The sequence below is a fragment of the Desulfatiglans parachlorophenolica genome, from assembly GCF_055394735.1.
The window spans coordinates 2,793,517-2,808,461 of the sequence record NZ_AP042460.1 but is presented as its reverse complement, the minus strand read 5'-3'; the positions used below and the strand labels follow the sequence as shown (position 1 = coordinate 2,808,461).

16 protein-coding genes and 1 pseudogene are annotated in these 14,945 nt (G+C 54.3%); 10 read left to right on the top strand and 7 right to left on the bottom strand.

Annotation, left to right across the window (positions count from 1 at the left end):
• Window positions 1-107: 107 nt before the first annotated feature.
• On the bottom strand, window positions 108-1,127 hold the full coding sequence (locus ACZ500_RS13150; protein ID WP_464232925.1) for a helix-turn-helix transcriptional regulator: 1,020 nt from the start codon (window positions 1,125-1,127) through the stop codon (window positions 108-110).
• Window positions 1,128-1,220: 93 nt separating this feature from the next.
• Between ACZ500_RS13150 and ACZ500_RS13145 the strand changes: the two genes are divergently transcribed.
• From ACZ500_RS13145 to ACZ500_RS13125, 5 genes and pseudogenes are all read left to right on the top strand, one after another.
• Window positions 1,221-3,404 (top strand): AAA family ATPase, encoded by a 2,184-nt coding sequence (locus ACZ500_RS13145; protein ID WP_464232924.1) that lies wholly within the window; start codon window positions 1,221-1,223, stop codon window positions 3,402-3,404.
• A gap of 243 nt (window positions 3,405-3,647) precedes the next feature.
• Window positions 3,648-4,550 carry a hypothetical protein gene (locus ACZ500_RS13140; RefSeq protein ID WP_464232923.1) on the top strand — a complete coding sequence of 301 codons (903 nt, stop codon included), beginning with the start codon at window positions 3,648-3,650 and terminating at the stop codon, window positions 4,548-4,550.
• 69 nt (window positions 4,551-4,619) lie between these two features.
• A complete protein-coding gene (locus ACZ500_RS13135; RefSeq protein ID WP_464232922.1) occupies window positions 4,620-4,979 on the top strand; it encodes a hypothetical protein in 360 nt (119 codons plus the stop codon).
• 21 nt (window positions 4,980-5,000) lie between these two features.
• Window positions 5,001-5,228: a DUF6915 family protein gene (locus tag ACZ500_RS13130; protein WP_464232921.1), complete on the top strand. Its 228-nt coding sequence runs from the start codon at window positions 5,001-5,003 to the stop codon at window positions 5,226-5,228.
• Between the two features lie 1,165 nt (window positions 5,229-6,393).
• A pseudogene (locus ACZ500_RS13125) lies at window positions 6,394-7,138 on the top strand (IS5 family transposase); the annotation flags it as partial.
• On the opposite strand, the gene ACZ500_RS13120 reads toward ACZ500_RS13125, so the two are convergent.
• The gene (locus ACZ500_RS13120; protein WP_464232920.1) at window positions 7,125-7,331 is read right to left on the bottom strand and encodes a hypothetical protein; all 207 of its coding nucleotides are present in this window, start codon (window positions 7,329-7,331) and stop codon (window positions 7,125-7,127) included. The pseudogene ACZ500_RS13125 and the gene ACZ500_RS13120 overlap by 14 nt on opposite strands.
• Before the next feature lie 174 nt (window positions 7,332-7,505).
• On the opposite strand from ACZ500_RS13120, the gene ACZ500_RS13115 reads away from it, so the two are divergent.
• The 4 genes from ACZ500_RS13115 to ACZ500_RS13100 all read left to right on the top strand — a co-directional run bounded on the left by ACZ500_RS13115 (window position 7,506) and on the right by ACZ500_RS13100 (window position 10,117).
• Window positions 7,506-7,745 carry a hypothetical protein gene (locus ACZ500_RS13115; protein WP_464232919.1) on the top strand — a complete coding sequence of 80 codons (240 nt, stop codon included), beginning with the start codon at window positions 7,506-7,508 and terminating at the stop codon, window positions 7,743-7,745.
• Window positions 7,718-8,164, top strand: a complete 447-nt coding sequence (locus ACZ500_RS13110) for a hypothetical protein (RefSeq protein WP_464232918.1) — start codon at window positions 7,718-7,720, stop codon at window positions 8,162-8,164. The genes ACZ500_RS13115 and ACZ500_RS13110 overlap by 28 nt, the downstream gene beginning before the upstream one ends.
• Before the next feature lie 206 nt (window positions 8,165-8,370).
• Window positions 8,371-8,934 carry a hypothetical protein gene (locus ACZ500_RS13105; RefSeq protein WP_464232917.1) on the top strand — a complete coding sequence of 188 codons (564 nt, stop codon included), beginning with the start codon at window positions 8,371-8,373 and terminating at the stop codon, window positions 8,932-8,934.
• A complete protein-coding gene (locus tag ACZ500_RS13100) occupies window positions 8,876-10,117 on the top strand; it encodes an RHS repeat-associated core domain-containing protein (RefSeq protein ID WP_464233049.1) in 1,242 nt (413 codons plus the stop codon). Before ACZ500_RS13105 ends, ACZ500_RS13100 begins: the two co-directional genes overlap by 59 nt.
• Window positions 10,118-10,476: 359 nt before the next feature.
• Here ACZ500_RS13100 and tnpC read toward each other — a convergent pair whose 3' ends face one another.
• The 4 genes from tnpC to ACZ500_RS13080 form a co-directional block, all read right to left on the bottom strand.
• Window positions 10,477-11,298: an IS66 family transposase gene (gene tnpC, locus ACZ500_RS13095; RefSeq protein ID WP_464232916.1), complete on the bottom strand. Its 822-nt coding sequence runs from the start codon at window positions 11,296-11,298 to the stop codon at window positions 10,477-10,479.
• Window positions 11,219-11,878, bottom strand: coding sequence for a DUF6444 domain-containing protein (locus tag ACZ500_RS13090; protein ID WP_464232915.1), 660 nt, complete (start codon window positions 11,876-11,878; stop codon window positions 11,219-11,221). The genes tnpC and ACZ500_RS13090 overlap by 80 nt, the downstream gene beginning before the upstream one ends.
• Window positions 11,871-12,746, bottom strand: a complete 876-nt coding sequence (locus ACZ500_RS13085; protein WP_464232914.1) for a Druantia anti-phage system protein DruA — start codon at window positions 12,744-12,746, stop codon at window positions 11,871-11,873. Before ACZ500_RS13085 ends, ACZ500_RS13090 begins: the two co-directional genes overlap by 8 nt.
• Window positions 12,747-13,308: 562 nt before the next feature.
• Window positions 13,309-14,145, bottom strand: a complete 837-nt coding sequence (locus ACZ500_RS13080; RefSeq protein ID WP_464233048.1) for a transposase — start codon at window positions 14,143-14,145, stop codon at window positions 13,309-13,311.
• A 308-nt stretch (window positions 14,146-14,453) separates the two neighbouring features.
• Here ACZ500_RS13080 and ACZ500_RS13075 point away from each other — a divergent pair, with 308 nt between their 5' ends.
• The gene (locus ACZ500_RS13075) at window positions 14,454-14,630 is read left to right on the top strand and encodes a hypothetical protein (protein ID WP_464232913.1); all 177 of its coding nucleotides are present in this window, start codon (window positions 14,454-14,456) and stop codon (window positions 14,628-14,630) included.
• Between the two features lie 76 nt (window positions 14,631-14,706).
• Here ACZ500_RS13075 and ACZ500_RS13070 read toward each other — a convergent pair whose 3' ends face one another.
• Window positions 14,707-14,883, bottom strand: coding sequence for a hypothetical protein (locus tag ACZ500_RS13070; RefSeq protein WP_464232912.1), 177 nt, complete (start codon window positions 14,881-14,883; stop codon window positions 14,707-14,709).
• Window positions 14,884-14,945 lie beyond the last annotated feature (62 nt).

The window sequence follows — 14,945 nt, the reverse complement described above, 5'->3', positions numbered from 1 at the left end:
TTTTTTTATAAAAATTTTATCATACTAAAATCGATGACATTGACTATGGTTTTGAAATTTAACGATTTCATAACAAGTTTATTTATATGATATCTCGAACGAGTGTCTTATTGTTGAGATTGATACAGATTAACCATCTCTCTCACCCGCTCTTTTATTTTTTTCACCAGCCTTTTCGGCTTGATCAACCTGGCCTCCTCCCCGAACGACAGCACCCAAGATAAGACCTCCGGTTCCGACGAAGCGCTGAAGGCCAACCTGATGCAGCCATCCCGCTTTTTGACGATCTTCTGGTCCGGGCTCCAAATCCTTTCCGCCACGAAAATGGCCGCAAAGCCGGTGAACTCCACCTCCACTCGGAAGGGCATGTCCTTGATCACACCGTACTCACGGTTGAACAGTGCATCGAAATCATAATCTGGCGGCACCTTGAACCGCCGCGTGGTGACCTCCACCTGCTGGATCCGGTGCACGGCCAGCAGGGGGTCGAAATCCGGTTCGAAACTTCGCGGCCTGTCGGGGGCCGTCGCCATGCGGCCATGCAGGTAAAGCGTCTCGTTCCGGGAGAAGAGCTTGAAAGGCTTCAGATAAAAGACATTCGCCTTTTCCGTCGATGGGGATTTATAGGCGATCCTCGCAATCAAGCCCTGATTCATGGCGTCCATCAAGGCCTCTATCTTCTGGCGGTGCGGACCGTAGTCGATGCTCCCGGGCCGGAAGGAGGCATAGTGGCCGGCGGAGAGAGGCGCGTCTTTCGGCACCAGCGCCATGCCCTTCTCGAGGCCTCTGGTGGCCTCCTCAAAAAGAGGGCGCCCCAGGAGATGCTCGGTGAACGCCCTGCACATCAGCAGTACATTCATCTCGAGCCCGGTCATCGGAATGGACTTCGGCATCTCCCTCTCGGTCTTGATCCGGTAATAACGGCGTTTGCCTTCCAGGCTTTCCTCGATGTCGACCCTGTAGCTCCGCCGGATGTCGTCCACCAGGCGCAGAACGGTCTGCTTGGAGCAGCGCATGTTGCGGCTGAGGTCGATCAGCGAGAGCGGCTCCTTCGTAAACAGCAGCCGTGCGAAAAGGCCAAGGAGCTTCATGCCATAACTGCTTGCTTTATCGATTTTTTCGGCCATTGGAATTCCTCCCGGAAAACGCTGGTTCGTTCCGCACTATGGAATATTAGCACGGTAGAGTGGGATAAACCAACATGGAGGGAGGTGTTGACGGTGAAACCAAGACGCAGACAGGCAGAAGATTTCGGCGACCGCAGGGACCAGGCCTTTCTGCTCAGAAACGCCATGATCTACCTGAGGCGGCATCTGGAGATCTACCCGATCCTCGACCGGGAATTTTTCGAGACCGTCTTCTGGCTGTTCAAGGGAGAGGCGGAAGCTCTGCTCACATCGCTTCTGGGCCCCGAGAGCTGCGGGTTGGAGGAGGAGATCCGGGAAGCGGAAGGCGATCCCGGGGTGTGCTCGCTGGTGCTCATGGAGGCCCTGGGGGCGAGCCGACGCCGCCACCGGCGGGTGCGAGGGCGGCTGGGCGATCTGCTCGAGGAGCGCCTGGGGGGACTGCGCTACCAGGGGAAGTCCGAGATCGAAAAGAGCCTGGCCGTGGTACAGGAGATGTTCCACCTCGATGCATCCGAGGCCCAATTCTGTGTCTTCCTCTATCTGGTCTCCTATCACATTCAGCTCGAACGCTTTTTCGTGGACCACGTCGAATGCCAGCGCATCCACCGCCGGAAATATCTTGCGGCCCTGCTCGGGATGAGCGCAAGGGAGCTGCAATCCGTGATCGCAGGCACCCTCAAGCGGATCGGCCTCCTGGAGATGAACCGGTTCAACCTCGCCATCGAAGAGGAGTTCCAGACGCTGCTCGAAAACCCCTCGGCGAACGTGCTCTCCATGCACTTCAAGGCTTTAGGGAAGTGCGCGGACATTCCGCTGGATGCGCATTTCATCCCCGAGGCGGAGGTCCGCTACGTGTGCGACCTCTTGAAGAAGAAGCCCGAAGGCTCGGTCCACATTCTTCTCTACGGGCCGCCCGGCACGGGAAAATCCACCTTCGCTGTGGGCGTGGCACAGCAACTGGGCATTCCCGCCTACGCCATCAACCGCACGGAGGACAACAAGGCCCGTTCGCGAAGAATGGCGATCGTCGCCTGCCTCAACATGACCAACAACGGGCCGGGATCGCTGATCGTGGTGGACGAGGCCGACAACCTGCTCAACACCCAGCACTCGTGGTTCAAAAACGGCGAAACCTTCGACAAGGCATGGCTGAACCAGACGCTTGAAGAGCCCGGGGTGCGCATGATCTGGATCACCAACCGGCTCGATGACATCGAGGAATCCGTCCTGCGCCGGTTCACCTTCAGCCTTCGTTTCAAGGCCTTCAATCGGTGCCAGCGCACGCTTCTCTGGAGAACCATCGTGCAGAAAAATGCAGTTGCCGGCCTGTTCGATCCCGCGGACCTCGAAGCGCTCGCAAAGCGTTACTCCCTCGGCGCCGGTGCCATCGACCTGGCTCTGAAGGGGGCGCTCGAGGCCAAAAGGCGCGGCAGAAAGCGGATCCAGGAGGCGATTCATCTGAGCCTCCGGGCGCACGAAACCCTTCTGAATGGCGGGGAGGACCCGCCGACGCCGAGCGGGGCACACCGCTCTTATGCATTGGACGGGCTCTCCATCGAGGGCGACCCATATGCCCTGCTCGATCAGCTGAAGAGATTCGATCGCCTTCTTCGCAAAAGCCCGGGCGCCGCCGTGCGCCGCGTCCAGCGAACCGTTCTTCTGCATGGTCCGCCGGGGAGCGGCAAGACGGAGTTCGGCCGCCACGCCACGGAGACCCTGGGGCGGGAACTGATCACGGTGAGGCCGAGCGACATCCTCGGGAAGTACGTCGGCGAGTCCGAGAGAAACCTGCGGCAAGCCTTCGAGTCCGCGGAGATGGACGAGGCGGTCCTGTTGATGGACGAAGCGGAATCGTTCCTCTTCAATCGCGATCGGGCCGAGCGCTCATGGGAAATCAGCCTGACCAACGAGTTCTTGACCCGGATGGAAAGCTTCCACGGTATCCTCATCTGCACCACCAACCGGCTGGAAGACCTGGACCGCGCGGCGCTCAGACGATTTCAGTTCAAACTGGGGTTTGGGTTCCTGGGCCCCGAGGGGAAACAAATCTTCTATGAAAGGCTCCTTTCGGAGTTGGTGATGGGATTCCTTGCCGATGCCGACCTTGCTGCGCTTCAAGGCATTCCCGATCTGACACCGGGGGACTTCAAGGCCGTGCTGGAACAGTTTCGTTATTACGGCAAACGGTTGAAGCACAGGACGCTGGTAAACGCCCTGGCAGAGGAGAGCCGCATCAAGCGAATCCACGGCGGGAAGTCGAAGGTGGTTGGTTTCTAGGCTGGATGCAGCAGCCGTATAGCTGACTTAGGTGGTCGAACCCCTGACAGGCTGTTGAAATGCGTCCATCTGCTGCGTTTTGCTCATCCCCTGTCATTGAGGCGCACCTATAAGTACGCCTCATTCCCGGGGATCTCGCAGGCGTTGCATCTGAGCATTTTTCCCCAGCCTGTCCGTAGCGGATTTTTTAACGCGCTGCCAAGCAGCCCTGACCGCAATATACAGACATTGTTGAGGAAAAGAATGGAACGGCGAACGTTCATCAAGACAGTCATTCTGGGGATCCCTGCCCTCAGCCTCGGTCCACTGACCAGCCTTGGTTGGGGCAGCCCGGCGCGGACACAAACATTGGTCTCGCCCGAGTTCGCGATCTTCTTCATTGGAAAATACGGAAGAGCGGTGATGGGACACTTTCAAAGACTGCGGCAAATCGACCCGATCCTGAAACCTTGTGAGCACGTCACCATGAATGTCCACTCAGAGCAGGGCCTCTACGAGATAGCCGATGCCGGGGATCTGATGCCTGTGTTGGCCGAAGCCGCTCGCCTCAGGCTGGGGTGTTTTGTCTATGACCCCGCCGTTCCCGGCGCCGCAGCGATGGCGGGAGTGGTTGCTTCCATGCTCAAGGCCCCTCAAAACCTCATCATGTCCATGACACCCAGGATGCCGCAGGGGGCCTGCTCCAATCAGGCTTTCGATTTCGAGTTCACAACCGCTGCCGGGGCATTCGACTTTACCCCGAGCTTTCTCCTCACCATTCACAACACGTTCCTGGGCTGCGGCCAATTCGGCGAATACAACTGCTTGAAATGTCATCTTGAGAGTTTAAGGAGCGTACAGAGGGATCGCAAAGGGCATGTGTCCGTCGTCTTCCGAGAGCGGGGCTGTGCGGAACCGGCCACGTTGACGGGAATGGTGGTGCAAGGCGCCTTACTTCTCCAGGGAAACCCGGGCTGTGGGAGCCTTGGTGCACTGTGGGGCATCCTGGAGATATCCTACGTGGACTTTCAACATCAGAAAGGCCTGGACTTCTTCGACAGCACATCCGAACAGTTGCAGCGGCTCTCGATGGCATACGAGGGGTGTCTCTTCCATCCTGGATTGACTGGCACGAAGCTGAAGCTGAGTCTGATAGAGTGGAGTTGACTCTGGGTGCCGGAGACGCTTGCGATCTGCCGCCGGGCAGCTATCGCTAAAAATCATAGGGGGGTAAGGATGAGAGCACTTTTCAGGATGCTTTGTGCGATCGTTTTGGTCGGGGTTCTCGGTGCGGCCTGTGCCACACCCACGTCCTTGCCACTGCAAGAGTGGTCGACGGCCAACTATGTCTATCACCCTCTGGAAGGATATGGCGGCCACAGCGGGTACACCGTTACCACACACTGGGCCGGCTTATGCGATGCCTCAGGGCCGTCGCCCGCCACCTGTCCGACGACCAGATACAGCCATGAACATACGTATATCTCCGGATCTACGAGGGCTGAAAACGCATTCAAGAGCACGGCGGAATCGGCTCGGAACCTCGAGGCTGTATCCAGGTCTGTAGTTTCGATCATCGAGATGTGGGAAAATTAGTGGAGCGCAGGGATTGTAAGGATGCGTAGCTTCGATGTTCATTGTAATGAAACCAGGAGGCTTATCAGAAAGGTATATGAAGCCGTTCAAAGACGGCTGGATGTGTTTGCCGGAAGTGAAGAATACGGTATGCGCTACAGAAAGGTGCAGCATCACAAAGGAGATATCAGGCGGACGGTTGAGCTGTCCGGCATCCAGTCGGGAGAAGCTGCCAGGCAGCATATCATCAGTGATCTGAAGAAGGAATGATGGGAGGAAATGAACCTCTTTCTTAAACAGGAAACTCATTACATTGCTGTAAAGTTATTTTTAATTGAGAGTGTTTTTTATCGTTGATCGAATGAAACATGTATTTTTCATATTGATACTACTCATAATTTCGATGTCTCATTTAAATACCGGCTATGGTGAGACCATCGGAGAAATCAGGCCAATTCTCAGTGCGAATACATCGAATACGTATGTTTGGAATGGTCGCGTGCTCAGGTTAAATTTTGGATCAAGCTGGAAGAATAGTTGGAACTTTGACGGAAAAACCCTCAAACCGGCCTGTGGGGGCTCTGCAACCAATGTTTATGTTTGGAATGGATCAAGACTGCGACCTCTCTTTGGGGCTACAGCCACAAGAACATGGACCTGGAACGGAACCGAGTTAAGACAGCAAATATCCTCGAAGCGAAGGCGGGGGATACATGGAAATTCGATGGCCATTATTGCTCACTCAAACTTGATTCTAAACCAGGAATTAAATGGATTGTATCAGGATACGTGCCTATTCCAGTATGCGGCATCGTAATCCTAGGGTTACTCCATTCAGATTGATGAACAAATCCATCAATTTCCCTTTCTCGCTCAGAAGACGAATCCAAAAGACCTATTTATCCATCCTATCTATCTCATCGAAATGAAAGCCGAAAAAAGACAACCCTCTGGGACGGCGCAATTTTGATCCTCCTCCAGAATTGAAATCGAGTTTCAGCCAACACCGAGATTTTCTATTCTCAGCCGAGATGGAAACCTCCTTTTTCTTTTTCTTTTGGGTCCTTTCGGCGGGCGTGCAGAGGCCAATATGTGAATTTTTTTCAGCGTGCAAGGATGAAACGGAGGCAGGGAGACGCAAAGGGGCCTCCGGCCGGGATAGGGGTTAGAGGTCTTGATCCTGGTGATGCCTCGGCATGAAGGTGTACGGGGAGGTCCGCAGGGCTTTGGTGTTTTTCTGATCCTTCATGAGTCGGTACATCTTCACGAACACAACCACAGCCCGTAATTTTAAGAACGAGTGAGTCGGGCAGCCCCGGAATATGAAACCCATGAAGAGTGGTTGCGGCGCAACGGAGACCGGTGTGGGCTCTAGGAGAAGAAGAATTGTCGCCGAACGGGACAAACTGTAACGAGCGGAAATCATTAAAAATCTTACAAGCGCAAAATCGGCGGCGGAAGAAGGCCGATGCTCCCCCGGCAGATTTTTGAAGCCATCATATACGTGCTCAGAACCGGCTGTCAGTGGAAAGCGCTTCCCAAGGAACGTTTCGGAAGTCCCAGCGCTATCCACACCCATTTCATGCATTGGATGCGCGCAGGCTTTTTTGTCGCCTTGTGGAGAGCCGGGCTTGCCGAATACGATGAAATGGAGGGCATCGCCTGGAGTTGGCAAAGCATCGACGGGGCGATGGTCAAGGCTCCCCTGGCGCTGGAAGCGGTTGGTCGGAATCCGACCGACAGGGGAAAAAAATGGAACCAAGCGCCATCTGCTGGTGGACGGCCGTGGTGTCCCGCTGTCGCTCGTCGTGACCGGAGCAAACCGGCATGATGTGACCCAGTTGGAACTGGTGCTGGAAGAAATCGTCATCGACCGTCCCACCGATATCCAGCAGAATCTGTGCGCGGATAAAGCTTATGATGGCAAACCGGCATTGGAGACCACCGTTGCCCACGGTTATATTCCCCACGTGAAAACACGGGGGGAGGAGATCGAGGAAAAAAAGCGCAATCCCGCATGGAAAGCCAGAAGGTGGGTGGTTGAAGTGAGTCATTCATGGTTCAATCGCTTCCGTAAAATCCTGGTTCGCTATGAGAAGCTCAGCGATACCTATATGGCTTTACTGCATATGGCTGCTGCTATCATCGCCTACCGAAAAGTAGACATTATTTACCGATAAATTCTAAGTCAATGACATTGGATCTTAACTGGTGCCCATCCGGAAATGATTTTCCTATAGAACCCAGTTTCCAATCCGGAAATGAGGATTTTTGGCCAATATCAAGGAAATCAAGCCTTTGCGCGGAGGCGACCTGTGGGTCGCCGCACAAGCAAACGTGCAGATTGACGCCGAGATTGGCCAAAAAGACCATTTCCGGATGGAAACTAACTGATAGCTCCCCAGCAGATGCTGTTTTTAAAAGGTTAGGAGAGCAAAAAGGCCTGTCTATAAAAACCGTGGATTTGTCAGAGCTAGAACCGATTGTAGGGCCTTTGAAAGAGTGGTTTGCATCGAGGGGCCGCGTTCGACGCGGCGGGAACCGAAGGTGGAGACTTTCCTCAAGGAAATCGAGTGCGACAAGCAACCCTACAGCCGCTTCACCGACGAGGCCGGGTTGTTGCGGGTGATCGGCGGGCGTCTGCGCGAGCATATCAAAATGACCTACGTCCCTGTGCCCCTTCGGCGTCAGATCGAACTGTCGCGGATGACGCTGCAGTCCGCATCGCCGTTCGAGCCCGAACCGGTCGGCTGGCTGCCATGGATCCCGACATCGCGCGCGACATGATGGCGGCTGCGCAGGATAGTGACCGGGAAGGGATCGACCCGAAGGACTTGCTGCGCTTGTTGCTGTCGCGCGGCTATCTTTGGTGGGGCGGAGAGGTTTTGCGGCCGACGATTGCCGGTGCACTATTGCTGGTAAGGAGATTCGAGGCCGCCCATCGTCCTGGCTTCAAGCAGACTCTTCAGGGTATCGAGAAGGGCGCCGCCCCGAAACCCGAAGGTTTGACGAAGCATATCGCCGGTCCGCCAAAACGCGGAGATCGGATCCATCCGAGGCTCATCGGTGGCCTGAATCCCCGCAGCAATGCCCACTCGATTGTGCATCGACCCGTTTTAAGGCCCGTTCGTGGATCCCCCATTGCCTTGTCCGTCCCCGTTCCCGGCCGAACCTCCTCCCGAGCAAAAAATCCCCTATCCGCATAAATTCAACCGGATGCATGCCTGCAGCATGAATAGCGACCGCCCGATGGCGCAGCCCTCACCCAGCTTGGCGCAGAACTTGCGGTAGATCCCTGCCTGACTTGCGCAGGCCGAAGGCGTGCACACCGTTGTGGGCATACGCACAAAGAGCCGCCTTCCAGTGCCAGGCCGATCCGTGATGATGGCAACCAGAAGCCGGGAGGGCGGATATGAACCATGGCAGAGCAGCTTTTCTTTCACTTTTTGTGATCATCACCTTCCTTTTCCTCCTCCCTGCCGGGGCCGCGCACAGCCGGGTCATGGTGTTCGAGGATGCCGAGGACGGCCGGACGAACCGTTGGCGCATCACAGGTCCGGATGCTGGAACGGCAACGCTCTCGAATCTCTATGACGAGGGACGGCAAAGCCGGGTGATCATCCTGGACAGCCCGAATCCGCTGACAACGTTTTGGCTGACGAACACCGGCCCGCGCTTCCGCTGGTCGGCCGAGAACCATATCCTCCAGTGGACCCAGCGATTCGAAGGCGATTTCGACCTGCGGATCTATGTGCTGGAGGAGGGGCAAAGCGAGCCCGCCCCCCTGGTCTACCTCCCGAGCAACGCGGCCCCCTATCGTGAAGGCAGGGTCCGCTATGCCGGCCTGGGATCGCTGGCCGCGGACGGGACCTGGCGCCCTTTCCTCGTGGGAGCTTCTCCGCGACAAAGCCGGGCGGATCACCCGCCGCACCGAGGTCCTGAACGGCAGGACGGCCGTCTACGACTACGGCTATGATGCGGCCGGACGACTTGCCACGGTTCACCTCGACGGCCGGTTCGTGGAGGAATACCGCTATGATGAAAACGGCCGGCGGGTCTGGGAGCACAACGCCTTGCGGGATATCGCCGGCCGCGCCTATGAGTACTCCATCGAGGATCACCTGGTGAGCACCGGGCAGACCTCTTTTGGTTATGATCTCGATGGGTTTCTGCTCTACCGGGACGTCGGAGGCACGAGGACCCGGTATGATTACGCGAGCCGCGGCGAGCTTCTGTCGGTCAGCCTCGCGGACGGTAGGCTGATCGAGTACGTTTCCGATCCCCTTGGCCGGCGCATCGCAAAAAAGATCGACGGTGCCCTCACCCAGAAATACCTCTGGCAGGGCCTGACCCGGCTCCTCGCGGTCTATGACGCAAACGACCGGCTCCAACTCCGCTTCGAATACGCGGACGGCCGTCTCCCCGTCGCCATGACCGGAGAAGACGGCGTGCGCTCTCACCTCTTCTACGACCCGGTCGGCTCGCTCCGCCTGGTGGTGAACGGCCAGGGCAATGTGGTCAAAGAGATCGCTTACGACGCCTTCGGCAATATCGTCTCCGACAGCAACCCGGGGCTTGCCATCCCCTTGGGCTTCGCCGGCGGTCTCCACGACCCCGACACGGGCCTGGTGCGCTTCGGATTCCGCGACTACGACCCCGCCACCGGCCGCTGGACCGCCAAAGACCCCATCGGTTTCGCGGGAGGGGATACAGATCTTTACGGCTATTGCCTAAACAATCCGATTAACTTTGCTGGCCCGTGGGGATTAAGGACATGGCAGATTGGTTTAGGTTTTAATGCAGGCGGATTAGCGGGGTCAACTAAAAGTGCTGGTATAATTATTGGGCATAACCCAAAAACTGGAAATTGGGATTTTGGTTATTATGCAACGGGCGGTGCAGGGTTGCATGGTGGTGCTTCCGCCTCATTAACTTTAGATATCACAACTTCAGATAATCCATGTATTGATGATGTTAGTGGATGGGCAGGGACGGCTGGGGGATCTGTAGGTGAGGTCCTTACTGGTGGTTACGAAAGAAACACCCCCATATCAGATGCGTTGCCTTCAAATACTTATAGCTTTGGTGTTGGCGCAGGGACTTCTGCTGAAGGGCACGGCTACGCAACGTATACCAAAATTTGGGGAAGTAATAAATAGTGAATATGGAAAATATTATTACAACTATTTTTATAATTATAATAAGTTGCTGGGTTTTGACTTTTATTCAAGGCACTAGGATGTTCTATATCTTTCGAAAAAAGTACCCTGAGATTGCGAAAAATAAAATCTCAAATGCATTCAAACCGTATGCGGATCCTAACAAGCTTTTCTTTTTCATTAAAAAGGAAAATCTCCCTTTATTAAAGAAGGATAAACAAGTCTGGAGGCTGCGGCAGCAAACGAAGATACTGTTTACTTTATCTATTGGAGTTCCTCTTTTAATGGCCTTTTTATCGCTATTAATTTTTATGAGTCAGTGAATGGTGCTTGCGCCGTAATCGATCACAGGATCTGGATCAGGCGGTGGGCTGGGCGATCCAGGAGAGGTCGGGTTCCTGACCCCGGAAGTAGGCGCGCAAGGCATCGACAAGGACGGGGAAGGTTGTCTTTTTCCGAAGCCGGCAGGTCTGCCTGAGTGAGAGGATACGCTCCACCCAGCGGTTGCCTTTTTCACTGGACGTACCCTGGCTGGATTTACGCCACAGCACGGCGAATCGAAGCATCCGCTCGGCATGATTGTTCGTGGGATCCACCCCCTGCTCCGAGAGGAACGTCCAAAGGCTTTCGATCTCCCTGCGGAGACGGCGTGCAAATCTGCCGGCATCATCCTTGCGCTTCTCATGAAGGGTGATCAAGCGGATCAAACGAGCATAAAAGGCCTGCCAATCTCCGACGGAGGGGGGATCCTTGGCCATATGACATAGTCGTTGGAGTTCATGGGTTGCCCAGAGACCGAAACGTTTTATGTCCGGGTCTTTCCTTTCGGAGAGTTCCTTGGCCTTGCGGATCAGATGAGCAAGGCAAGTCTGCCGCAGTCCGACCCATTTGCGGTACACGCCGTATCCGTCCGAGACCAGGATGCCGGTCCAGTCCTTGATCAGGGCTTCGAAGGCTTCCTTCGAGCGGTTGGAATGGATCATGAAGAAAGCCACTGCCGGCCCCGCCATCACCCACAGCCATTGCAGGAAGCCGTTGAGGCGGTGGCTGGTCTCGTCGATGTGGTTGACCGGCGCCTGTCTGGCTGCCTGGCCGATCGTTTCATAGTGGGGTTGGATCGCGGCCGAGGCCCGATCGATGATCTTCTGGATGGCGCTCAGGCTGATATGGAACCCAAGCACCGAAGCGCAGAAGGTTTGAATCGTTGAGCGACTGTCTGCCTCCGGTGCCCGCCATCTCGGCGATCATGGCTGAAAGCCTGGGACCGTAGCCTGTCCGGTGTTCTTTGGGGACGGTGGCCTTTTGCATCTTGCCGCAGACCGGGCACCTGCCTCGGTGCAGTTCGAAGTGCATGACCTCGAGTTCGATCGGCGGCAGTTCGATGACTTGGTGCGTATAATACGGTTCGGTTTCGGGGAACTCGCGGTTGCCGCAGGTGCAGATTTCCGGAAGGATGACTCGGGTTTCCTTCGGCGGGAGCATCTCCTGCCGGTGCCCCGGATGGGTCAGTTTCCGTCGATCGGTGTCTTTCTTTTTCTTCCCGGATTTTTTCTTTTTGAAGGGCGGATCCGAGGACGGCGGCCGATCCGAGTTGGAGGAATCCTTGTTCAGACGCGCTTCGAGGTGTTCGATCCGTTTTCGGAGTTCGCGGTTTTCCTCCACAAGGGCGAGATTGATATAGATGAGCACGGAGCGCGGGACATCCTGCATCCCCTCTTCGGTCAAGGCGATCCCTTCGGGAAAAAGAGTCGTTTCAGCCATGGAGCGCCTCGCGGAAACGCTTGCCAAGCGGGTAGAGGTAGACCGCCTTGACCGGTTCCATGCAGCGGTTATAGCGGTCGTAGCGTCCACGCCCCTTGGTCAGTCCTGCATAGACCCAGTTGGCTGCCCGGTAGCAGGTGCCCTGGAACCGAGTGGTGTCCACGAAGGTTTCGAGCAAGGCAACGGGATGGCGGTAAAACGCCTGCCAGTCCCCCGGAAGCATCCGGATGTTGGCGCTCAGAAGCTTCGAGGCCAAGTGTTCCACCGAAACCCAGTTCAGAATCAGGAACCGGACGTTATTGATGACCTTGTAGAGGTTCGCTTCCCTGGTAGGAGGCTGCCAGCCGATGAACCGGTCGCGGCATTCCACCTTCCAGGCCGCTGAGCCCCAACCGAGGCAAGCCACCAGGTGTCCATCCAGGTAGGCCAGGTACTTCAAGTATGCACCGACGATTCGGGGGCGCCCCAGGTAATGGTATTTGTCGACCAGGTGATCCCACAGGCCTTCATTCGGGGTGCGCCGGACCATCTCGATTTTCAAAGAGCCAAACTCGGAGACCGTTCCGTGAATCTCCGAGGTGTCGTAGCTATAGCTGCGTCGAACAGCCTTGCGGGGCTTCCGATGATTCGTTGTGGACAAAGACGGGGGGAGGTTGACGAGCTTTTTTTCTTGGAGCTTGAGCAGCAGCGCACGGCAGGCCATCCCTTTGATCTGCCCGTTCGGCTGCCGCCAGTCCCAGTGCTCACACAGCACTCGGGAAATGGCGGTTCGACCGCGTTCCCAATACCGGGAGATGGTATCGCGGATAAACGAGAGGTCTTCCTCTCTGATCTGACGGCCGCGAACTTGATACAGGGTCTCTGCCAAGGTGCTGTTCCCTCCTGGCAAAGCACCTTAGCAAAATTTAGCCTCGGACGCCAGGGAAAAATGCACCCCCTGTGATCAAATACACCCTTTGACTACCCACCCGGAACCCAGGTTTGACGGCCAAGGATTGGGCTGGGCAATTCATCAAACAGGATATGCACAAGGCGTGCAGGGCAAGTTGCAGTAGCCAAAAGGACTTATAGTTTATGCTGTTTCCAGACTTATATAAACCTATTAGGAATTTTGGCTATTTCTTTTTCATATTTGGGCTTTGCGGCTTTTTGGTTTTTTTTACTAAATTCCGGGACATTGACCATGTCGTTGAGGTTTGGATTTTTATTGGTTCAATATCATTTTTTCACCTTCTATTGGGAGTTGGGATAATCAGGCAAAATAGGTTGACCTTTGGCGTATTCAAAAGTTATCTTCGCCTTATGTATGTAGCATTTCCCATTGGTACCTATCTTTCGAAAAGGACATTAGAATACATTAAAAAGAATAACATAGAAAGATACCTCAAATGAAGATGGAAACTTGAGGTACGATAGTCAATATCATTGACTTAAGCTATGGGCTTGTAAGCCATAGTGGCAATTTTCAGTTTTGGCCCCCTCTTTCTGGGAATTTTCCGCCCTGGTCGGATAATCGATAAAGACTTACCGACGAGCGTGAGAAGGGGTTGAAGGATTTTAGTGATATGTCGTCGAGTAAAGAGGAGCACAATGTTGTTTTTCATAGACGAAAGCCCATAGGTGAAGTTGACCTGGTACTTGGGCCGATCGGGATGGTTTTTGGCTTGATCTTCAATCACATCTTGAACTGGGTGAGTGATCATGGCAGCCAGATTGGCTGTTAGAACTCTGGCGTGAAAATCTTTGAGGACGACAGCGGGAGACTTTCCCGAGAAGTTCTCCATTTCGATAGGACATTTGAAATGGCTGTAGGCGGTTTCCACAGCCCAGCGCTTGGTGTAAAGCTCTTTGAGCTCCGCTAAAGGCAGCTGGCGCTTGTCGTAGAGGGAAGTCATGAGAACGACTTTAAGTCCGTTTTTCAGTGTGAACCGTAGGACGCGAACCTTCAATGAGTTGGTGCTCAAATTCTTCTCTTCGCAGAATTTTGCGGCCGCTGGCGACGGTGTGAGCGTAACGATGGCCTCGCGTTTTCCGGAACGGAGGAATTCCTTGACAAGATCTGAATCCTTTTTGATTCGACAAAGAAATTGAGAACCCCGGTTCAAGGTCAGGGCAAGGAGCCAGTATGCGGGGTATCCTCGGTCCAGAAGAAAAATGTCCCCTTCACCGGTACTCTGCATGTGTTTAGCAGCTAATGACCGTTCGCCTTCGCTTTTAGGTACCATGAGTGCATCAACGGTGATCCGATCCAGGACGTCATAGAGCAACGAAACCCTGGCCAAAGGGCAGGTCGATTTTTGGCGGGATTCCAAACACCGAAGAATTTTTTCGTCTCATTGTCGTCAGGGACACGCATGGCAGATCCGTCAATAGCCAGCAGACGAAATGCCATCCAGCGCCGAATAGGGAAGGGCTGATAGAAGACAGAAAGCAGTTTCTCATTCAATTCAACGAAAGCCTCGAAAGAAATCTTGCGCCTGGCTCGACAGAACGCGCCAGCGGTAACCTTCCTTTTGGAGCGATTGGAAGATAGAAAAAATTGAAAGAACCCGTCAAGTTTTTTTTGTAAGGAGCAATGGATGAAATTCATGAGGAAATGTATAACGGTGCTGAACGGGAGTTTACGATTGCGGGAAAAATATTTTTCAGACAAACGGTTTCGGTGGAAAAATCCAGGAGAATGAAGATATTTATTGAAAAATCCGACAAGTTTGGCACAGATACTGGAGAGGATTTTCTATGCCAAACGTAGCATTTTCATCAAATTTTTCTGTAAACATATGTCGATTTTTTCAAAATTAACATGCAGTCCGTTATTCACTGCTGACTTAATAGCATAGCTGGTGTCCATCCGGAAATGATTTTCTTATAGAACCCAGTTTCCAATCCGGAAATGAGGATTTTTGGCCAATATCAAGGAAATCAAGCGTTTGCGCGGAGGCGACCTGGTGGTCGCCGCACAAGCAAACGTGCAGATTGACGCCGAGATTGGTCAAAAAGACCATTTCCGGATGAAAACCAATTATATGGTGAGTAAGGAATTGGTATTAATCTTAGATTTTTCAAA